Raw genomic sequence first — 19329 nt, 5'->3', positions numbered from 1 at the left:
ACTGGATCCAGATCTTGCGCATACTCCTGATCGAAGACGAACCGAGCCTGGGCCAAGCCGTTCGCGAACATGTCGCGGCCACGGGGCATGCCGTCGATCACGTGCTGCGGCTGGATGACGCACGGGCGGCGCTGCGCGGCGTCGATTACGGCCTCATCCTGCTCGACCTCCACCTGCCGGACGGGCTCGGCATCGATCTCCTGAAGAGCCTGCGCAATGCCGGCGACCGGCGGCCGGTGATCATCCTTACCGCGCGAGACCAGATCCGCGACCGCATCGAGGGCCTGAACGCCGGCGCCGACGACTATCTGGTGAAGCCGTTCGATCTCGACGAACTGACGGCGCGGGTTGCCGCGGTGGCGCGCCGGGCGAGCGGCAATCCGGCGCCGATCATCCGCCTCGGCGAGATCGAGATCGACCAGAGCGGCCGCGAGTTGCGGCGCGATGGCCGCCGGGTCGACATCACCGGGCGGGAATGGGCGGTGCTGGACCAGTTGCTCAGCCGGCGCAACCGCATCGTCACCAAGGAGCAGATCGAGGAAGCGCTCTATCCGTTCGGCGCGGAGATCGAGAGCAATGCGATCGAGGTGCATGTCAGCAGGCTCCGCAAGAAGCTCGGCAAGTCGTTCATCGAGACTGTGCGCGGCGTCGGCTATCGGCTGGGCGAGACATGAAGCCGGGGACGGCAGTCCGCCCGTGGAGCCTGTCACGGCGGCTCATTGTCTCGCTCACCGTCAGCCTCGGCCTGCTCTGGCTGGTCGCCGCGGCGCTGGCGAGCTGGGCGGCGGTGCACGAGACCAACGAGATCTTCGACAGCGCGCTGCAGGAAACCGCGCAGCGCCTGCTGGCCCTGGCAGTGGACGACATCGACGACCTGGCCGATCGGGCCGAGGATGACGGCTTCGAGGCGGAGGACACGATTCCGCTGCCGGGCCATGACGAATACCTGGTCTACCAGTTCCGCGACCGCAACGGGCGCGTCCTGCTGCGCTCGCATGATGCGCCGCATGACCCGTTCGCGGTCCCGCTGCTCCATGGCTTCACCGACGTCGCGGGACAGCGCGTCTACACCGAGCCTTCGCCGGACGGCAAGCTGGTGATCCAGGTCGCAGAGAAGCAGGCACACCGCTATCGCGCCATGCTGCGCGGCCTGATCTCGCTGATCGTGCCCCTGTTGCTGCTGCCGCCGCTTGCCGGCCTGATCATCTGGCGCACGGTCGCCCGCGGCATCCGCCCGCTGCGCGCACTGCGCGAGGAGATCGCAAGCCGCGGCGGATCCAATCTCGAGCCGCTGCCCGAAGCCGGCCTGCCGAATGAGCTCACGCCGATCGTGCGCGACGTCAACCGCCTGATCGAGCGGCTGGGCTCCACCCTGGAGGCCGAGCGCGCCTTCGCCGCCAACAGCGCGCACGAGATGCGCACGCCGGTGGCAGCGGCGCTGGCACAGGTGCAGCGCCTCGGCGCGGAACTCGCCGGCAGTCCGCAGCAGGCGCGCATCCACGCCATCGAGGATGCGCTGCGCCGCCTCGCCAGCCGGGTCGCGAAGCTGCTTCAGCTCTCGCGCGCCGACAGCGGCGTCGCCGTCACCAGCGAGACCGCCGACCTGCTGCCGATCATGGGCCTGGTGATCGACGAGTTCGCACGCATTCCTGGATATGCCGGGCGCATCGACTTCGATTCTGGCCCGGCCGACCGGCTGGCGGCGCGGATCGACATCGACGCCTTCGCCATCGTGTTCCGCAACCTGCTGGAGAACGCGCTGCTGCACGGCGACCGTGCCCGGCCGGTGGCGGTTTCGATCGGCGGCGATCGCGGCATCCACATCGCGAACGGCGGGCCGGTGGTGGCGCCGGACGTACTGCGCCGGTTGACCCAGCGCTTCGTGCGCGGCAACACGGCGGCGGAGGGGTCGGGTCTCGGCCTCGCCATCGCCGAGAAGATCCTCGACCAGGCCGGCGGCCGCCTGGAGCTGCGCTCGCCGGCAACGGGGCGTGCGGATGGGTTCGAGGCGATCATTCGCCTGCCGTGATGACGCAATCAATTCCGCTGATTTGACGCACCGCCGCCACGGGCGTATGCGAAACCTCCCATCGCGACAGCAGCCCGGAGTCCGTCATGGCCGACCAGCGTCCCCCGCTTCCGCCCTTCACCGCCGAGACCGCCGCGCAGAAGGCGCGGATGGCCGAAGACGCCTGGAACAGCCAGGATCCGGTCAAGGTGTCGCTGGCCTATACCGAGGACAGCCAGTGGCGCAACCGCGCGGAGTTCTTCTCCGGCCGCGCCAAGATCGTCGAGTTCCTGACCCGCAAATGGGCCCGCGAGCTCGACTATCGCCTGATCAAGGAGCTCTGGGCCTTCCACGACAACCGCATCGCCGTCCGCTTCCAGTACGAATACCGCGACGACAGCGGCAACTGGTTCCGGGCCTACGGCAACGAGAACTGGGAGTTCGACGAGAACGGGTTGATGCGGCGGCGCCAGGCCAGCATCAACGACCTGCCGATCAAGCCGAGCGAGCGCAAGTTCACCTGGCCGCAGGGCCCGCGGCCAAAGGACTTTCCGGGGCTGACCGCGCTGGGATTGTAGGTTCCTTCGCCGACCTGCTTGGAGGAGTGCCCTCATGACCACACGTCGCGCCGAATGTTCCTGCGGAAAGCTCGCCGCGATCTGCGAGGGCGAGCCGGTGCGGGTTTCGGTCTGCCATTGCCTGGACTGCAAGCGGCGCAGCGGCAGCGCCTTCAGCAACAATGCGCGCTTCCCGGAGGATCGCGTCTCCTTCGAAGGAGTGGCAAAAGAGTACACGCGGATCAGCGACGCGGGAAACCGCGTCAGCTACTTCTTCTGTCCGGAATGCGGCACCACGGTGCATTACAGGATCGACGCGCAGCCGGAACTGGTCGCGATCCCGGTCGGCGCCTTCGCCGATCTCGAATTCCCGGCGCCGTTTCTCTCCTTCTATCACGAGAGCCGGCGCTATCCCTGGGTGGAGATCCGCGCCGAGCCGCTGGAGAAGAGCGACTGAGGTCGTGTCACTTCGAGCCGGTGAAGCGGACGACGGCCTCCGGGTCGAAGAAGACCAGGATCATGTTGACCGCGATGCCATCGTTCGACAGCGGCAGAAACATGCTTTCCGCTCCCCGATAGCCGCGCCGGCGCTCGAGAAACGGGACCGGGTCCAGGACCGGCGCGCGGGTTTCGACCACGCGGTCGTAGCATTCCGTCGCGTCCTCGGCATTCTCTCCGAAGAAGGCTTCGCCGACGGATTTTCCCGTCGGGTCGTAGCCGCGCACTTCCGCCTCCTTGGTGCCGACCAGGCGATAGACATAGCGGCGCGGGTCCGCAACGACATCGACCAGTGTGATGCCGGGCAGCAGCAGCGGCGGCATCTCGGCAGGATCGAGATCGGCGCGGCGTGGCATCGCGCGATCGCCGCGCTTTGACAGCCAATAGGCGTAGATCCGCTGCAGGTTGGCGCTGTAGCCGTTCAGCGATTGGAGATCCGGGATCGCGACCAACATAATATGCAGGGTGGCCCAGCCCGCCACGGCGAGCAATACCCCTCTGCGCGCCGACAGGTTGCTGGGCATGCGGGGCTATGTCGGCGGGATGTGACGCCGCGCAGCGCTGATCGACGATCAGGACAAGCCGTGACCCGCTAGCCGGCGCGACGCAGGCGGTGCTCGCCGGGGGTGCTGCCGTAGGCTTTGCGGAATCGGCGGGTGAAATGCGAGCGCGAGCTGTAGCCGGCGGCCTCGGCGGCGGCGGTGACGCTGGTATCGCCGCGGATCAAGAGGTCCTGGGCGATTCCCATGCGGGCCGCCGCGAGGACGCTGCGCAGCGGCGTGCCGTCTTCGGTCAGGCGGCGCCGCAAGGTGGAGGCGCCGATCGCCAGGCGCTTGGCCAGTTCATTGGCGGTCCAGCGATGGGTCGGGTTCGACGCTACCAGCCAGCGGATGCGGTCGGCGAGCGGCACGGCGAAGAGCGGCCGCGCCGCGGGATCGGCGCGCAGCAGCATCAGCACTTCGGCGAGGCGATGCTCGCCCAGGATCGCCGCATGGTCGGAGGTCGCGAGCGTGGTCGCGGCATGGGCCAGTGCATCGACCAGATCCGCGGTCAAGGTCACGCCGATCTCGAAGCCCTTCCGCGGCACCGGCGGCAGATCGGGCAGCTGGGCGATGCTGGGCGGCAGGCTCGCCACCTCGACCAGCAGCGATTCATAGAGGCCGTTGCGGGAATCGGGGATGTTCACGACATCCAGCGTCGCACCGCCGGGGCTGACGAAGACATCGCCGGCGACGAAGCGCTGGCTCTGGTCGCCGAGCCAGAATTCCTTCTGGCCCGAAAGCACGATGCCGATCAGCGGGCGGACAATCTGCACCTGGACCAGCCGCTCGGCCGTGAAGCAGCAATAGGTGAAGACCTGGCGGCCGGCCTCCTTGCGGGTGAAGTTGTGCATGCCCGGATCCTTACGCGGGCGGCCCGGCGCGGTGGCCAGGGGACGCAGGCGATCGAGCAGTTGCCGGCGCAGGCGCGCCGTCTCGGCTTTGTCTTCCATGCTTCAGTCGTAGCGGCGCCCGGGCCGGGCGGCAAATGAGAAATGAGCGTTTCCGGCACAAGAGGGAGCGTTTCCGGCGCGAGGCACGCGCCCTGCCGCCGCAGGATCGGGGCACTTCATGACCTGCGAGGAAAAGATGAAACCGATCGCTCTTGCTGCCTTCTTCTCTGCATTGACCGCCGCGGCGACCGCGGCCTCGGCGGCCGAGAATGCCGCCGCCGTGAAGCTCTGGCGCCTGGACTGCGGGACCGTCCAAGTCAACAACCTGGATCTCTTCTCCGACACCTTCAGCTATGTCGGCCAGAAGCGGAAGCTGACCGACAGCTGCTACCTGATCCAGCACGGCGCCGACTACATGATCTGGGATACCGGGCTGCCGGCCGGGCTCAAAGGCGCGCCGCTGGACGACAAGGCGCCGCTCTCGCCAACCCTGACGCAGACCTTGGCCGAGCAGTTGGCGGCGCTGAAGCTCGAGCCGAAGCAGATCGCGCTGGTCGGCATCAGCCATTATCACTTCGACCATGTGGGACAGGCCGCCGAGTTTCCTCAGGCGAAGCTTTTGATAGGCAAGGCCGACTTCGAGGCTTTGAAGGCCGAGCCGGCGCCGTTCGGCGCAGATCCATCGCTGCTGGCGCATTGGCTCAAAGACGGAGCGCCGTCGGAGCCGGTCAGCGGCGACAAGGATGTCTATGGCGACGGCTCGGTGGTGATGCTGTCGATGCCGGGACATACGCCGGGCAGTCATGCGCTGCTGGTGCGGCTGGCGAAGCAGGGCGCGGTGCTGCTCTCGGGCGACGTGGTGCATTTCGAGGAGCAGTTCAAGAACAGCGGCGTGCCGGGCTTCAACACCGACCGCGCGGATTCGCTGGCTTCGATGGCGAGGCTGCAGCAGATGGCCAAGTCGCTGAAGGCGACCTTGGTGGTGCAGCATGATGCCAATGACGTGAAGAAGCTGCCGGCATTCCCGCAGGCGGCGGAGTGATGCAGTGACCAATCCTGCCTCCCCCTACACCGGGGGAGGCAGGTCATGACGGTCGTCACAAGCGCCGCGTGTGCCCTGAACCATCAGGCTCCTGACATCCGACCCATCTCACGTGGGGGCGGGCCCTGTCTTTAGAGAGGAGACCTGCCATGACCACCACGCGTAGCACGACCAACAGCGTTCTCGATCCGAGGCTTGTGCCCGACCAGCTCGGCATTGCCGCAGCATCCTCGGGTCCGTTGTTCGATGTGACGAACACGGTCTACCGGCCGGCGACCCACGGCCTGCCGCCGGCGCCCAAGCCCGAGAGCCACGATCTCGCCGCTCCGAGTGCGGATGTCGGGGACTTCAAGACCACGCATCCCGACACCGGGCATCACGACGGCGACACCATCTTCCCGCTGCCCGATCCGGTCTTCCTGGCGCCCGGCGTCTTCCCGATCGAGGGCACCGAGGGCGATGACGATCTCGAGGGCACCGATGTCGGCGACATCATCAACGGCCTCGGCGGCGAGGATCTGATCACCGGCGGCGACGGCCACGACACCATCGACGGCGGCGGCGACGCCGATGAAATCTACGGCGATTCCGGAAACGACTATATCGAGGGCGGCAACGGCGACGATGCGCTGTTCGGCGACGGCGACCAGCCGCCCGCCCTCAACGGCAACGACTTCCTCTACGGCGGCGAGGGCGAAGACGTCCTCTCAGGCATGGGCGGCAACGACTGGCTGTTCGGCGGCGACGACGCCGACATCCTGTTCGGCGGCGCGGGCGACGACACGCTGATCGGCGGCCCCGGCGGGTCGGACATCATGTACGGCAACGAGGGCGCAGACGCCTTCGTCAGCATCGACGATACCCAGCAGCACACGGTCGTGGACTATTCCGCCGCGCAAGGCGACACCGTCGAAGGCACCAGCTGGACCTTCGATGCGGGGACCGGCGCGACCACGGTCTATGACGGGGGCGCCGCGCTCTTCGTGCTGCAGGGCTACAATGCCGGGGTGAGCGGGATCAACCTTGTGCAATACGATCCGGCACCGCCGGCTTAGCACAACCTGTATCCAGCGCGAGGCAGCAGCCTCGCGCTGGATCTCTCAAAAACTCGGCGGCGTGTTAACCGAAACCACTTCGCATTCCTCGCTGCCCGCATTGCGGAAGCGGTGCGGCGTGCGGCTGTCGAAATAGTAGGCGTCGCCGGGGCCGAGCACGCGGACCTGGTCGCCGACGGTCACTTCCAGCTTGCCGCGGATGATCACGCCGCCCTCCTCAGCATCGTGGGTCAGCATCTGCTCGCCGGTGTCGGAGCCCGGCTTGTAATGCTCGTGCAGAATCTGCATCGCCTTGCCGGTGAGGTCGCGCCCCACCTGCCGGTAGGAGACCGGGCCGCCGGCGAGCTCGACCAGCTCGGTCGCGGTGAAGAAGATCTGCGGGCGCGGCTTGAGATCCGCGGCGAAGAACTCGGCCAGCGAGAGCGGGAAGCCGTCCAAGAGCTTCTTCAGCAAGCCGACCGAGGGCGAGGAACGGTTCTGCTCGATCATCGAGATGATCGCGTTGGAGACACCGGCGCGCTTGGCCAGCTCGCGCTGCGAGAGATCGTGGGATTCGCGCAGCGCTTTCAGGCGCGCGCCGAGGTCGAAACCCGCGGCATTATCCATGTGGCACCCCCACCCAACCCTCCCCCCGAAGCCGGGGAGGGCCTTCCTCGGTCCATCGGCGTGTTCAGTGCGCTCAATATATTAAACGATTGGGCCAGGAATCAAGGGTTTAGGGGGCCAGTTCGGGCATTCTGGGATTCAACTTGTTGATTTTCTTGAACGTGATATTGTGCCGGCCCATCCGAAACCGGACCGGGAAATCCCAGACATGGCGACGCAATCCGCAGCTTCGAAGACCTTCGAGGCGACGCAGTTCAAGCCGACCCCGAACAATCTCGAAGCCTTCTTCATGCCCTTTACCTCGAACCGCGCGTTCAAGGCGAAGCCGCGCCTGTTCGTGAAGGCGGAAGGCATGCACTACACCACCATCGAAGGCCGCAAGGTGCTCGACGCCTCGGCGGGCCTCTGGTGCATGAACTGCGGCCACGGCCGCAAGGAGATCTCGGAAGCGGTCGCGCGCCAGATCGCCGAGATGGACTACGCCCCGCCGTTCAACATGGGCCATCCCTCCTCCTTCGAACTCGCCTCGCGCGTGGCGGCCTTGCTGCCGGCCGGCCTCGACCACGTGTTCTTCACCAATTCCGGTTCGGAGTCGGTCGATACCGCGCTGAAGATCGCGCTCGCCTACCACCGCGCCAAGGGCCAGGGCACGCGCCAGAAGCTGATCGGCCGCGACCGCGGCTATCACGGCGTCGGCTTCGGCGGCATCTCGGTCGGCGGCATGGTCAATAACCGCAAGTGGTTCGGCAACGCGCTGAACGGCGTCGATCACCTGCCGCATACCTACAACCGCGCCGAGATGGCCTATTCCAAGGGCCAACCGACCTGGGGCACCCATCTGGCCGACGAGCTCGAGAAGCTGGTGCTGCTGCACGACGCCAGCAACATCGCCGCGGTCATCGTCGAGCCGGTCGCCTGCTCGACCGGCGTGCTGGTGCCGCCGCAGGGCTATCTGCAGAAGCTGCGCGAGATCTGCACCAAGCACGGCATCCTGCTGATCTTCGACGAGGTCATCACCGGCTTCGGGCGCCTGGGCGCTTCCTTCGCCACCGAATACTTCGGCGTGAAGCCCGACCTCATCACCTGCGCCAAGGGCCTGACCAACGGCTCGATCCCGATGGGTGCGGTGATCGTGTCGAAGGAGATCTACGACACCTTCATGAACAGCTCGGCGGAAGGCGCCATCGAGCTGTTCCACGGCTACACCTACTCGGCGCATCCGGTCGCCTGCGCGGCCGGCCTCGCCGCCCTCGACATCTACAAGAACGAGGGCCTGTTCGACCGGGTGAAGGAGCTTTCGCCCTATTGGCAGGAGGCGGTGCACTCGCTGAAGGGCACCAAGCACGTGGTCGATCTCAGGAACATCGGCCTGATCGGCGCGGTCGAGCTCGAGCCGCGCGCCGGCAAGCCGGGTGCCCGCGGCCAGGAAGCCTTCATCGCCGCTTACGAGGCCGGCGTGCTGACGCGTGTGACCGGCGATACGATTGCCATGTCGCCGCCGTTCATCGTCGAGAAGAGCCAGATCGACCAGATGGTCTCGACCCTGCGCGACGTGTTGAACAAGATCGACTGATCGTCTCGACATTAGAGATTGCGGCCGGTCCCATGGCATGCTTCCTGGGGCCGGCCGTTTCGCGTTTTTCCGATCCGAATGTACTGATCCAATCCTAAAGCTCTGGGAGACTTTCCATGCTTATCGGCGTTCCGAAGGAGATCAAGAACCACGAGTACCGCGTCGGGCTCGTGCCCTCCAGCGTGCGCGAGCTGATCCATCACGGCCACAAGGTCGTGGTCGAGACCAAGGCCGGCGGCGGCATCGGGTTCAGCGATGCGGACTACAAGGCGGCGGGCGCCACGATTGCGTCGAACGCGGAAGCCGTCTTCGCCAAGGCCGACATGATCGTGAAGGTGAAGGAGCCGCAGGCCAAGGAGTGCAAGATGCTGCGCCCCGGCCAGCTGCTGTTCACCTACCTGCACCTGGCGCCGGATCCCGACCAGACCAAGGGCCTGTTGAAGTCCGGCTGCACCGCCGTCGCCTATGAGACCGTGACCAGCCCGCGCGGCGGTCTGCCGCTGCTGGCCCCGATGTCGGAGGTCGCCGGCCGCATGTCGGTGCAGGTCGGCGCGCACTACCTGGAGAAGGAGCCCGGCGGCGCCGGCATCCTTCTGGGCGGCGTGCCCGGCGTGCGCGCGGCGCATGTGACCGTGATCGGCGGCGGCGTCTCCGGCACCCATGCCATCAGGATGGCGATGGGCATGGAAGCGCAGGTCACCGTGATCGACCGCTCGCTCGACCGGCTGCGCGAATTGGACGAGGTGTTCGGCTCCAAGCTCAACACCATCTATTCGACCGTGCATGCGATCGAGGAATATGTGCGCGATTCCGACCTCGTCATCGGCGCCGTGCTGGTGCCGGGCGCCGCGGCGCCGAAGCTGGTCACCCGCAAGATGATCAAGTCGATGCGCCCCGGTTCGGTGGTGGTCGATATCGCCATCGACCAGGGCGGCTGCTTCGAGACCAGCCATGCGACCACCCATGCCGATCCGGTCTATGTGGTGGACAACGTGACGCATTACTGCGTCGCCAACATGCCGGGCGGCGTGGCGCGGACCTCGACCTTCGCGCTCAACAACGCGACCCTGCCGTTTGCCATTGCGCTGGCCAACAAGGGCGCGCGCCGCGCCTGCGCCGAAGACCCGCATCTGATGAACGGACTCAACGTCCATGACGGCAAGCTGACCTACAAGGCCGTCGCCGACGCGCTGAAGCTGAAATACGTGAAGGCGCAGGACGCGCTGGGCCTCTGATCGGCCGAAGATTCGATCGAACGGCGGGGCGCGATCGCCCCGCCGTTTTCATTTGGCGGCAAGGCGCTGGGCGAGTTCCACCGCGCTGCGCACGCCCATCTTCTCCAGCACCCTCCCGCGATGCATTTCGACGGTGCGGACGGCGATGCCGAGATCGGCGGCGATGACCTTGTTCATCTTGCCTTGCAGCAGGAGCTCCATGACCTGGCGCTCGCGCTCGGAGAGCGTCTTCAGGCGCGCTGCAACGGTTGCCCGCGAGGCGTCGAGGTCCTGGCGCTGCAGCGAGTATTCCAGGGCCGCCTGCAGGCGGCGCAGGATCTCGGTCTGGTCATAGGGTTTCTCGATGAAGTCGAAGGCGCCCTTCTTCAGCGCCGAGACCGCCATCGGCACATCGGCATGGCCGGTCAGGAAAATCACCGGAAGGCTGGAGCCGGCCGCGATCAGGCTGTCGAACAGTTCGAGGCCATTCATGCCGGCCATGCGGATGTCCAGCAGCAGGCAGGCCGGCGGCGCCGGCCGCGCGTCGGCCAGAAATGCTTCGGCGGAGTCCCAGACCCGCGCCGCGATGCCCTGCATGCGCAGATAGAAGGCGAGCGAATCCCGCACCGCCTCGTCGTCATCGACGATGCAGACCGTCGCCGTCATGCTGCGTCGGCCGCGCGCGGCAGGGTAAATCGGAAAACCGTGCCGCCGCCGGGATTGTCCTCGTGCCAAAGCCGGCCGCCATGGAACTCGATGATAGAGCGGCAGATGTTGAGGCCGATGCCCAGGCCTTCGAGCTTGGTGGTGACGAAGGGCTCGAAAAGATGTGCAGCGGCCTCCGGGGAGATGCCGCGGCCGCGATCGGTGACCGCGATCTCGATCGACTGATCGACTTCGCGCGCGGCGATGTCCAGGCGGCGTTGCTTCGGCTCGGTCTGGCTCATCGCCTCCATGCCGTTCCGCAGCAGGTTGATGATCACCTGCTCGACCAGGATCCGGTCCGCGGCGGCGATCAGGGGCGTCTTCGGAAGATGGACTTTGAGAGCCATGCGCCGGCGGCGGACGTCGGGACCGAAGAACTCGACGGTGCCCCGGATGAGATCGTCGATCGCGCAGCGCGCCAGCACCGGCTCGCGCTTGCGCACGAAGTCGTGGACCCGGCGGATGATCTGGCCGGCGCGCAAAGCCTGGGCATGCAGCTTGCCGAGCGCATCGGCGATTTCCGGGAGCGGCATGCCGCCCTTGATCGCCTCCTGGCAGCCGGCGCTGTAGTTGACAATCGCGGCCAGCGGCTGGTTCAGCTCGTGTGCCAGGGTCGAGGCCATTTCGCCCATGGAAATGAGGCGCGCGGTGTGCTGCAGCTTTTCCTGCTCCTGGCGCGCGCGTTCGTCGGCGCGCTTCCTTTGCGTGATATCGACCACCGACCCCATCCACCCGGTCTGCCGGCCGCTGGCATCGATCAGCGGCGCTTCGTGAATCAGCGCGTCGAAGCGCTCGCCGCTGGCGCGCTGGAACCGGAGCTCGAACCCGGCCTCGGGGGCCTGGCCGGACAGCGTGGCACGATTGGCCTCGAGCGTGCGTTCGAGCTCGTCCGGCGCCCAATAGGGCATCGGGGGCGTGGCGCCGACCAGCTGCTCCGGCGGCCGCTCGACCATTTTGCAGAAGGCGGGATTGACGTAGATGATCTTTCCGTCCATGTCGCGGGCGCGTAGACCCACGTTCAGCGAATCCTCCATTGCCTTGCGGAAGAGGTATTCCTCCTTCAGCGCCTGTTCCGAGGCGATCCGGCGGCGTGCCTGCCGCAGCGTGGCCCAGAGACCGGCGACGGCGCTGCCGGCCAGCAGCAGCATCGCCGCGGCGATGATGTTGCGCGCGAGATGCGTCGCGTCGTGATACGCCATGATCTTGAGCGAGAGATCATGGCCCGGCGGGTCCAGCGGCACCTCATAGCTCGGCCCGGATTGATCCAGGTCCACATTGGACTTGTCGACGATCCGCCGGCCGGCTCCGTCCATCAGCGAGACCTGGTAGCGCGCGGTCAGCCACCAAGGCACCTGATTGGCGAGCAGTGCATCGAGCGAGATCACGCCGCCGAGCGCGCCGACGAACTGGCTATCGCGGAAGATCGGCAGGGTTAGATCGATGCCCCAACGATCCGGCCCGCTGGAGAGCTGGCGCGGCGCGGAGAAGACGGGGCGGCCGAGCTTGCGGACAAAGGCGAGTTGCGTCGCATCCAAGCTTTGCTGCCTGGCATCGCTTATCGGCGGCTCGCTCGCCATCAGGGTGCCGGTTGCATCGTACCAGCGGATGCGCTGGATCTCCGGGTTCGTGCCCATCACCACCGCAGCGCGGCTGGCGGCCTGGGCGGCGGTCCAGTTGCCGGCGGTCAGCTGCTGCAGCTTCTCGGTGTCGGAGCTCAGCTGGAACTGCAGCCCCTGTTCCAGCCAGAGCACGTCGGTGATCAGGGTCTCGCGCTGCTCCTTGGCGTCCCGTTGCTGCAGCAGGAAGAGCAGCACGCCCAGCAGGAGAATGATCCCGCCGATCGCGAGCAGCGAGAGGCCGAACACCGGATTGCGTCCGGTGAGCAGAGCCGGGCTTGGAGCCCGCGCGAAATCCGCCGGCGATTGTTGCATCGTGCCTGGGATCATGAGCGCTCCGCCCTCCTCGCCGCCACCTGCGGGAATCCACAATAGCCTCGGCGCGGAAAAACGCCCATGCCTATGCTGGATACCTGGATAGAACGATCCGGGTGATGCGCTTAAGAACACGATCTTTGGGAGGATATCGATGAAGTGGAAGGCTCTCGCGGCCGGGATTCTGGCTGTCATGATCGCGGGTCCGGCAGTCGCCCAGGACCAGATTGTCATCAAGTTCAGCCACGTCGTGGCGCCCGACACGCCCAAGGGCAAAGCGGCCGAGAAGTTCAAGCAGCTGGCCGAGGAGCGGACCGGCGGCAAGGTCAAAGTCGAGGTCTATCCCAACAGCCAGCTCTACAAGGACAAAGAGGAGCTGGAAGCCTTGCAGCTCGGCGCGGTGCAGATGCTCGCGCCCTCGCTGGCGAAGTTCGGCCCGCTGGGCGCCAAGGAGTTCGAGGTCTTCGACCTGCCCTATCTCTTCGCCGACAGCAAGGCGCTGCATAAGGTGACCCAGGGCGAGGTCGGCCAGCAGCTCTTCGCCAAGCTCGAGTCCAAGGGCATCAAGGGGCTCGCCTATTGGGATAACGGCTTCAAGATCATGAGTGCCAACAAGCCGATCAAGCTGCCGGGCGACGTCTCGGGCCTGAAGCTGCGGATCCAGAGCTCCAAGGTGCTGGATGCGCAGATGCGCGCACTGGGCGCGCTGCCGCAGGTGATGGCCTTCTCGGAAGTCTATCAAGCGCTGCAGACCGGCGTGGTGGACGGCACCGAGAACCCGCCCTCGAACATGTATACCCAGAAGATGCACGAGGTGCAGAAATACGTCGCGGTCACCAACCACGGCTATCTCGGCTATGCGGTGATCGTGAACAAGGAGTTCTGGGACCGCCTGCCGGCCGACATCCGCGCCACGCTCGAGGGCGCGATGAAGGATGCTACGGATTTCGAGGGCCAGATCGCCGACGAGGAGAACGCCAAGGCCCTGGCCGCGATCAAGGCCGCCGGCACGACCGAGGTCCATGACCTGACGCCGGAGGAGCTTGCGGCCTGGCGCAAGGCGCTCATTCCGGTGCACCAGGAAGTGGCGGACCGTGTCGGAGGGGACCTCATCCAGCAAATCTACAAGGCGACCGACTTCCAGCCGTAAGAGCAAGGCGCGGCGGCACTCGTCGGCCGCCGCGCCGGCTTTCTCTCGAACGGCTGGAGCCTTGCCATGAAATTCCTGGACCATCTCGAGGAATGGCTGATCGCGACCCTGATGGGTGCGGCGACGGCGCTGATCTTCGTCTCGGTGCTGCACCGCTACGGATCGACCGTGCATTGGCTGAGCCCGTATCTTCGCAACATCAACCTCGCCTGGGCGCAGGAGCTCTGCATCTACATGTTCATCTGGATGGCGAAATTCGGCGCCGCCTATGGCGTGCGGACCGGCATCCATGTCGGCGTCGATGTGCTGATCAACCGGCTGCCGGATGCCTATCGCCGGAAGCTGATCGTGTTCAGCCTGCTCGCCGGCGCCTTCTTCACCGGGACCGTCGGCACGTTGGGCGCCACCTTCGTCTGGGAGATCGCTCATACCGACCAGGTCTCGGCCGACATGGAGGTGCCGATGTGGCTGGTCTATCTGGCGGTCCCCTGCGGCTCCTATCTGATGTGCTTCCGCTTCCTGCAGGTCTGCTGGAATTTCCTCAAGTTCGGAAAGCTTCCGGCCCACGACCACAGCCATGTCGAGGGCATCGATGACGTGGCGCCGATCGGAGTGGTCCAGCAATGAGCGCCCTCATCATCTTCGGCCTGCTGATCGTGCTGATGCTGACCGGCATGCCGATCTCGATCGCGCTCGGCCTTACGGTGCTGACCTTCCTCGTCACCATGACCAGCGTGCCGATCGAGAGCGTCGCGCTGAAGCTGTTCACCGGCATCGAGAAGTTCGAGATCATGGCGATCCCGTTCTTCATCCTGGCCGGCAACTTCCTGACCCACGGCGGCGTCGCCAGGCGCATGATCAATTTCGCCACATCCATGGTCGGGCATTGGCATGGCGGCTTGGGCCTGGCCGGAGTTCTCGCCTGCGCGCTGTTCGCGGCGGTCTCGGGCTCCAGCCCGGCGACCGTGGTCGCGATCGGCAGCATCATCCTGCCCGCCATGGTGAAGCACGGCTTTCCGAAGCGCTTCGGCGCCGGCGTCGTCACCACGTCGGGTGCGCTCGGCATCCTGATCCCGCCGTCGATCGTCATGGTGATGTATGCGGTCTCGACCTCGACTTCGGTCGGCAAGCTGTTCATGGCCGGGGTCGTTCCCGGATTGATGCTCGCGAGTCTGCTCGGCCTCGTCACCTGGTTCATCGCGCGGAAGAACAACTATCCGCGCCTGCGGCCGGCCTCCTGGACCCAGCGTCTCAAGGCCTTCCGCGACAGCATCTGGGGCCTGCTGCTGATCCTGATCGTCATGGGCGGCATCTATCTCGGCATCTTCACCCCGACCGAGGCGGCGGCGATGAGCGCCGTCTACGCCTTCATCGTCGCGGTCTTCGTCTACAAGGACATGCCCTTGAAGCGGGTGCCGAAGGTGCTGCTGGATTCGGCGAATATGAGCGCGATGCTGCTCTACATCATCACCAACGCGGTCCTCTTCTCCTTCCTGATGACCTCGGAGCAGATCCCGCAGGCGATGGCGGGCTGGATCCTGCACCAGAACCTCGCCAGCTGGGCCTTCCTGCTGGTGGTCAACGTGCTGCTGCTGGTCGCCGGCAATGTGATGGAGCCGAGCTCGATCATCCTGATCCTGGCGCCGATCCTGTTTCCGGTCGCCGTGCAGCTCGGCATCGATCCGATCCATTTCGGCATCATGATCACCATCAACATGGAGGTCGGCATGTGCCATCCGCCGGTCGGCCTCAATCTCTATGTGGCCAGCGGCATCACGAAGATGGGGATCACCGAGCTGACCGTGGCGGTCTGGCCCTGGCTGCTGGCCATGCTGGGCTTCCTGCTGCTGATCACCTTCGTGCCGCAGATCTCCCTGTTCCTGCCGCATCTCCTGGGCATGCGCTGATACGGGCCAGCCTGGCATCCTGATCCGGCAGGCTTCTTTCTCGAAGAGGCGGCAGATCGGTGGTGGCCGGGTCTAATTGATAATAATTCTTACTTGCATCTTACACTCTAGGGCGCTACACCTGAGCATCAGTTGAGAATGGTTCTCAATCGATGCCCGCGGGATTCAGCCGACGGGTCTCGAACGGGGTGGGATGACGTGGCGATGACGGATCAGCTCAGGTCGTCGACGCAGAACAAGAATGATCGCGACGCCGACGCGCGCCGGCAGCCGGAATCGCTGCGGCGGGTGCCGATTTCGCGCATCCTCGGTAGCGACCGCGAGATCGTGATCGAGTTCAACGGTGCCGACTACCGGCTGCGCATCACCCGCAACCAGAAGCTCATTCTCACCAAATAGCCGCCCGTCGCGCCCCTAACCCGCGCGCGGCGATCGGTTTCGTCCCAGCGAGTCCCGTTGGACGCGCGGCCCCTCCATGCCGTGCGCCCGGAGCCAGCCAGGAGAATTCCCTGACAAGGTTCCAGGAGACTTGCGTCGATGTCACGCCACTCAGCTCTACTGCTCTCGGTTTCCACGGTCTTGCTGCTGCTGAACACAGCGGCGCAGGCGCAGGACAGCGCCGAATCCGCCCCTGCCGTCGAAGGCGATGAAACCGCTCCAACGGCGCAACAGGCGCCCAAGCCGGTCGTGCTGGACCCGCTCACCGTGACCGGCACCAAGGTGCCGACGCCGAAAAGCGAAGTGCCGGCGACGATCGACGTGATCACCCAGGAAGATCTCGACCGCCAGCAGCCACTGACCGTCGGCGACGCGCTGGACAACCTGCCCGGCGTGATGATCGAGGGGGGACCGAAAGGCTCGCAATCTCAGCCCAACATCCGCGGCTTCGGCGGCACCGGCTGGGGCACCAACCGCGTGGTGACGACGCTCGACGGCGCGCGGCAGGACGTGGGCGCGGCGCATGGCGGGTCGATGTTCTACGACCCCGAGCTGATCAAGCAGGTCGAGGTGCTGAAGGGCACCGGCTCGACGCTCTACGGCAGCGGCGCCATCGGCGGCGTCATCGCCCTCACCACCAAGGATGCCGCCGATTTCCTGGACGGCGACGACAAGTACGGCTTCCGCACCAAGGCCGGCTATCACTCCAACAACGAGGAGCCGATGGTCAGCCAGACCTTCGTCTGGCGGCCGAACGGCTTCGTCGATTTCCTCGGCAACTACACCTGGCGGACCAGCGCCGACTACCACGACGCCGACGGCCGTAAACTCAAGGACAGCGCGGTCGACGTCCATAACGGACTGATGAAGCTCGGCATCAACCCGACCGAAGGCCACCGCCTCGAGCTCTCGGGCATCCTGTTCTCCGACGACGAGGACATCGTCGCGACCGACGTGAACAACGGCAACAACGAATATGCGGCCAATCACCGGATCCGCAAGAACACCGCGAGCGCGCATTACACCTTCGACAGCCCGCGCAGCGACCTCATCAACCTCTCGGCGACGCTCTACCGCGACGAGACCGAGGTCACCGACGACGGCAGGGAGATCGACCGCGTCAGCAAGGCGGAACTGGCCACGACCGGCGCCGACATCTTCAACACCTTCGAGTTCAAGACCGGCTGGGCCCAGCACGCCTTCACCATCGGCACCGAGTATTACCACGATGCGGGCCAGGGCCGGATCAACGGCGAGCAGCAAAGCCAGAATCCCGACGCCACCCAGGATGTGGTCGGCGTCTATGCGCAGTACCGGATGACCTTCTTCGACCAGCTCAGCGTGACACCGGGGCTGCGCTGGGATTACTACGCCACCAATCCGGACGGCAGCGACTTCGAGGACCGGTCGAATGACCGGCTCTCGCCCAAGGTCGGCGTCGATTGGCAACCGCTGGAATGGGTCACCGCCTTCGGCAGCTATTCCGAAGGCTATCGCGCGCCCTCGATCCGCGAGCTCTACATCTCCGGCATCCATTTCGCGATCGGCGGGCCGTTCAACAACGTCTTCGTCCCCAACCCCGACCTGAAGCCGGAGAGCACCCGGACCTGGGAAGGCGGCCTGCGCTTCGCCTTCGACGACGTGCTGATGGAGGGCGACGGCATCCGGCTCGACGGCAGCTATTTCGACACCCGCGCCAAGAACTTCATCGAGGGCGAGGTGGTGATGGATTTCATCCCGCCGACCCAGTTCACCACCACGCCGGTCAACGTGCCGCGGGCGCATATCCGCGGCGCCGAGATCCAGCTCGCCTATGATTCGGAATACGCCTTCTTCAGTGGCGGCTGGTCGCGGATCCGCGGCGACAACCTGACCGACGACGAGCCGCTGACCTCGATCCCGGCCGACAAGCTCTATATCACCGTCGGCGCCAAGGTGCCGGCGCTCGACATCGCCTTCGGAGTCACCGAAGAGCATAACTGGGCGCAGTACCGCCTCCCTGATGACGACATCGACGAACTGGCGGTCGGCAGCTTCAACGTGGTCGGGGTCTTCGCGAGCTGGGTGCCCGAGGAAGGGCTGCTCAAGGGCTTCCGCGTCGATGCCGGGATCGACAACCTGCTGAACGAGGACTACGAGCGCTTCCGCGCGCTCGAGGAGGCTCCCGGCCGCGACTACCGCGTCGCCATCAGCTACGGAGCCTCGTTCTAGCGATGGCGGTGAGCGACGGCGCACTGAACATCCTTGGCGACAAGCTGGGCAACGATCCGGTGCAAACCGGCGCGCTGCTCAGCCTGCTGCCGTCGCTGCTGATCCACGGCGCCGTGGTGCTGGTGATCGGGCTTGGCCTGCTCGAAGGCGACCGGGTGCAGCCCCCGGTCACCTTCATCTCGCTCGCCCCCGCTGCCGCGCCGGCACCGGAGGAATCGCCGCCCGCCCCTTCCGTGGCCGCGCCCGATCTCGAGCCGGAGTTCGAGCCGCTGCCGGCGACCGGGATCGCGCTGCCACAGCCGGCGCCGCCGGCCGTATCGCCGGAGCCGGTGGTCGAGTTCACGCCGCCGGAGCTGCCGGAGCCGGAGAGCTTCCCCTTCGACCCGAAGGCGACACGCGCCGCCGAACCGGAGCCCGCGGATGCGGTCGCGCTGAAGAAGGCGGAGGAAAAACCGAAGCCTAGGGAGCCGGAGAAGCCGACGCTATCCGAGCAACCCAAGGAGACGAAGAAGAAGACGGAGAAGCCGAAGAAGAAGAAGAAGGAGAGCAAGAAAGCCGCCGCACCGGCTGTCGCAAAGAAGCAGGCCGAGGCCGCCGCTCCCGCACACGTCGCGGCCGTCCCCACGCCTTCCTCGACACCGGCGCGGACATCGCCTTCGGCGCCGTCCAAGCCGGCGCCGGCCGCCAGCCAGAGCGCCGCGATCAGCGACGCGCCGGTCCGGATCACCAACCCGAACTATGCCGGCGCCTGCCCAATCTCCTATCCGGAGCGCGCGCGCAAGCGCAGCCAGGAAGGCACCGTCGTGGTCCATGCGCTGATCGGCCCCGACGGCAAGCCGATCGAGGTCACGGTCGCGCAGAGTTCCGGCCATCGCCTGCTCGACGAGGCGGCGCAGAAGGCCATCGCCCACTGCGCCTTCGTCCCGCAGAAGGTCGGCGGCCGCGCGGTCAAGGCGATCGTCGAGATTCCCATTCCCTTCAAACTGATCTGATCCAACCCGA

Annotated in this window: 19 protein-coding genes; 14 read left to right on the top strand and 5 right to left on the bottom strand. The window is 66.1% G+C overall.

What is annotated here, in order from left to right:
- Window positions 1–14: 14 nt before the first annotated feature.
- The 4 genes from ACYQ4T_RS06210 (at window position 15) to ACYQ4T_RS06195 (ending at window position 3022) form a co-directional block, all read left to right on the top strand.
- Window positions 15–674: a response regulator transcription factor gene (locus tag ACYQ4T_RS06210; RefSeq protein WP_459851502.1), complete on the top strand. Its 660-nt coding sequence runs from the start codon at window positions 15–17 to the stop codon at window positions 672–674.
- Window positions 671–2029: a sensor histidine kinase gene (locus tag ACYQ4T_RS06205; protein WP_459851499.1), complete on the top strand. Its 1359-nt coding sequence runs from the start codon at window positions 671–673 to the stop codon at window positions 2027–2029. Before ACYQ4T_RS06210 ends, ACYQ4T_RS06205 begins: the two co-directional genes overlap by 4 nt.
- Before the next feature lie 86 nt (window positions 2030–2115).
- A complete protein-coding gene (locus tag ACYQ4T_RS06200; protein ID WP_459851497.1) occupies window positions 2116–2586 on the top strand; it encodes a nuclear transport factor 2 family protein in 471 nt (156 codons plus the stop codon).
- Window positions 2587–2620: 34 nt separating this feature from the next.
- A complete protein-coding gene (locus ACYQ4T_RS06195) occupies window positions 2621–3022 on the top strand; it encodes a GFA family protein (protein ID WP_459851494.1) in 402 nt (133 codons plus the stop codon).
- A 7-nt stretch (window positions 3023–3029) separates the two neighbouring features.
- Here ACYQ4T_RS06195 and ACYQ4T_RS06190 read toward each other — a convergent pair whose 3' ends face one another.
- Both ACYQ4T_RS06190 and ACYQ4T_RS06185 read right to left on the bottom strand, forming a co-directional pair.
- A complete protein-coding gene (locus ACYQ4T_RS06190) occupies window positions 3030–3587 on the bottom strand; it encodes a PAS domain-containing protein (RefSeq protein WP_459851492.1) in 558 nt (185 codons plus the stop codon).
- A gap of 68 nt (window positions 3588–3655) precedes the next feature.
- Complete coding sequence (locus ACYQ4T_RS06185; protein ID WP_459851490.1) at window positions 3656–4555, bottom strand: AraC family transcriptional regulator; 900 nt, start codon at window positions 4553–4555, stop codon at window positions 3656–3658.
- Between the two features lie 136 nt (window positions 4556–4691).
- On the opposite strand from ACYQ4T_RS06185, the gene ACYQ4T_RS06180 reads away from it, so the two are divergent.
- Both ACYQ4T_RS06180 and ACYQ4T_RS06175 read left to right on the top strand, forming a co-directional pair.
- Entirely contained in the window at window positions 4692–5537 is an 846-nt protein-coding gene (locus tag ACYQ4T_RS06180) for an N-acyl homoserine lactonase family protein (RefSeq protein WP_459851488.1), read from the top strand.
- Between the two features lie 149 nt (window positions 5538–5686).
- Complete coding sequence (locus ACYQ4T_RS06175) at window positions 5687–6592, top strand: calcium-binding protein (protein ID WP_459851486.1); 906 nt, start codon at window positions 5687–5689, stop codon at window positions 6590–6592.
- Window positions 6593–6637: 45 nt separating this feature from the next.
- Here the strand turns inward: ACYQ4T_RS06175 and ACYQ4T_RS06170 are convergent, their stop codons facing one another.
- Entirely contained in the window at window positions 6638–7198 is a 561-nt protein-coding gene (locus tag ACYQ4T_RS06170) for a cupin domain-containing protein (protein WP_459851483.1), read from the bottom strand.
- A gap of 208 nt (window positions 7199–7406) precedes the next feature.
- Here ACYQ4T_RS06170 and aptA point away from each other — a divergent pair, with 208 nt between their 5' ends.
- Together aptA and ald are read left to right on the top strand one after the other, a co-directional pair.
- Complete coding sequence (aptA, locus tag ACYQ4T_RS06165; protein WP_459851480.1) at window positions 7407–8771, top strand: omega-aminotransferase AptA; 1365 nt, start codon at window positions 7407–7409, stop codon at window positions 8769–8771.
- A 116-nt stretch (window positions 8772–8887) separates the two neighbouring features.
- Entirely contained in the window at window positions 8888–10006 is a 1119-nt protein-coding gene (gene ald, locus ACYQ4T_RS06160; RefSeq protein ID WP_459851477.1) for an alanine dehydrogenase, read from the top strand.
- Between the two features lie 48 nt (window positions 10007–10054).
- Here the strand turns inward: ald and ACYQ4T_RS06155 are convergent, their stop codons facing one another.
- Together ACYQ4T_RS06155 and ACYQ4T_RS06150 are read right to left on the bottom strand one after the other, a co-directional pair.
- Window positions 10055–10651: a response regulator transcription factor gene (locus ACYQ4T_RS06155; RefSeq protein ID WP_459851476.1), complete on the bottom strand. Its 597-nt coding sequence runs from the start codon at window positions 10649–10651 to the stop codon at window positions 10055–10057.
- On the bottom strand, window positions 10648–12636 hold the full coding sequence (locus ACYQ4T_RS06150) for a sensor histidine kinase (RefSeq protein WP_459851473.1): 1989 nt from the start codon (window positions 12634–12636) through the stop codon (window positions 10648–10650). Before ACYQ4T_RS06150 ends, ACYQ4T_RS06155 begins: the two co-directional genes overlap by 4 nt.
- 139 nt (window positions 12637–12775) lie before the next feature.
- Here ACYQ4T_RS06150 and ACYQ4T_RS06145 point away from each other — a divergent pair, with 139 nt between their 5' ends.
- The 6 genes from ACYQ4T_RS06145 to ACYQ4T_RS06120 all read left to right on the top strand — a co-directional run bounded on the left by ACYQ4T_RS06145 (window position 12776) and on the right by ACYQ4T_RS06120 (window position 19319).
- A complete protein-coding gene (locus tag ACYQ4T_RS06145) occupies window positions 12776–13771 on the top strand; it encodes a TRAP transporter substrate-binding protein (RefSeq protein ID WP_459851471.1) in 996 nt (331 codons plus the stop codon).
- Window positions 13772–13837: 66 nt separating this feature from the next.
- Entirely contained in the window at window positions 13838–14398 is a 561-nt protein-coding gene (locus ACYQ4T_RS06140) for a TRAP transporter small permease (protein WP_459851468.1), read from the top strand.
- Entirely contained in the window at window positions 14395–15678 is a 1284-nt protein-coding gene (locus ACYQ4T_RS06135) for a TRAP transporter large permease (protein WP_459851465.1), read from the top strand. The genes ACYQ4T_RS06140 and ACYQ4T_RS06135 overlap by 4 nt, the downstream gene beginning before the upstream one ends.
- A 204-nt stretch (window positions 15679–15882) precedes the next feature.
- Window positions 15883–16077 carry a hemin uptake protein HemP gene (hemP, locus tag ACYQ4T_RS06130; RefSeq protein WP_459851463.1) on the top strand — a complete coding sequence of 65 codons (195 nt, stop codon included), beginning with the start codon at window positions 15883–15885 and terminating at the stop codon, window positions 16075–16077.
- Between the two features lie 138 nt (window positions 16078–16215).
- Window positions 16216–18327, top strand: coding sequence for a TonB-dependent hemoglobin/transferrin/lactoferrin family receptor (locus ACYQ4T_RS06125; RefSeq protein WP_459851461.1), 2112 nt, complete (start codon window positions 16216–16218; stop codon window positions 18325–18327).
- A gap of 2 nt (window positions 18328–18329) precedes the next feature.
- Window positions 18330–19319, top strand: coding sequence for an energy transducer TonB (locus tag ACYQ4T_RS06120; protein WP_459851459.1), 990 nt, complete (start codon window positions 18330–18332; stop codon window positions 19317–19319).
- Window positions 19320–19329 lie beyond the last annotated feature (10 nt).

The sequence above is a fragment of the Dongia sp. agr-C8 genome, assembly GCF_054658695.1.
This window is presented reverse-complemented; position numbering and strand designations above follow the sequence as displayed.

Bases quoted from the DNA above. Each gene is read 5' to 3' on its own strand.
- ACYQ4T_RS06205 (WP_459851499.1), top strand. From the start codon at position 671: ATGAAGCCGGGGACGGCAGTCCGCCCGTGGAGCCTGTCACGGCGGCTC.
- ACYQ4T_RS06200 (WP_459851497.1), top strand. From the start codon at position 2,116: ATGGCCGACCAGCGTCCCCCGCTTCCGCCCTTCACCGCCGAGACCGCC.
- ACYQ4T_RS06195 (WP_459851494.1), top strand. From the start codon at position 2,621: ATGACCACACGTCGCGCCGAATGTTCCTGCGGAAAGCTCGCCGCGATC.
- ACYQ4T_RS06190 (WP_459851492.1), bottom strand. From the start codon at position 3,587: ATGCCCAGCAACCTGTCGGCGCGCAGAGGGGTATTGCTCGCCGTGGCG.
- ACYQ4T_RS06185 (WP_459851490.1), bottom strand. From the start codon at position 4,555: ATGGAAGACAAAGCCGAGACGGCGCGCCTGCGCCGGCAACTGCTCGAT.
- ACYQ4T_RS06180 (WP_459851488.1), top strand. From the start codon at position 4,692: ATGAAACCGATCGCTCTTGCTGCCTTCTTCTCTGCATTGACCGCCGCG.
- ACYQ4T_RS06175 (WP_459851486.1), top strand. From the start codon at position 5,687: ATGACCACCACGCGTAGCACGACCAACAGCGTTCTCGATCCGAGGCTT.
- ACYQ4T_RS06170 (WP_459851483.1), bottom strand. From the start codon at position 7,198: ATGGATAATGCCGCGGGTTTCGACCTCGGCGCGCGCCTGAAAGCGCTG.
- aptA (WP_459851480.1), top strand. From the start codon at position 7,407: ATGGCGACGCAATCCGCAGCTTCGAAGACCTTCGAGGCGACGCAGTTC.
- ald (WP_459851477.1), top strand. From the start codon at position 8,888: ATGCTTATCGGCGTTCCGAAGGAGATCAAGAACCACGAGTACCGCGTC.
- ACYQ4T_RS06155 (WP_459851476.1), bottom strand. From the start codon at position 10,651: ATGACGGCGACGGTCTGCATCGTCGATGACGACGAGGCGGTGCGGGAT.
- ACYQ4T_RS06150 (WP_459851473.1), bottom strand. From the start codon at position 12,636: ATGATCCCAGGCACGATGCAACAATCGCCGGCGGATTTCGCGCGGGCT.
- ACYQ4T_RS06145 (WP_459851471.1), top strand. From the start codon at position 12,776: ATGAAGTGGAAGGCTCTCGCGGCCGGGATTCTGGCTGTCATGATCGCG.
- ACYQ4T_RS06140 (WP_459851468.1), top strand. From the start codon at position 13,838: ATGAAATTCCTGGACCATCTCGAGGAATGGCTGATCGCGACCCTGATG.
- ACYQ4T_RS06135 (WP_459851465.1), top strand. From the start codon at position 14,395: ATGAGCGCCCTCATCATCTTCGGCCTGCTGATCGTGCTGATGCTGACC.
- hemP (WP_459851463.1), top strand. From the start codon at position 15,883: ATGACGGATCAGCTCAGGTCGTCGACGCAGAACAAGAATGATCGCGAC.
- ACYQ4T_RS06125 (WP_459851461.1), top strand. From the start codon at position 16,216: ATGTCACGCCACTCAGCTCTACTGCTCTCGGTTTCCACGGTCTTGCTG.
- ACYQ4T_RS06120 (WP_459851459.1), top strand. From the start codon at position 18,330: ATGGCGGTGAGCGACGGCGCACTGAACATCCTTGGCGACAAGCTGGGC.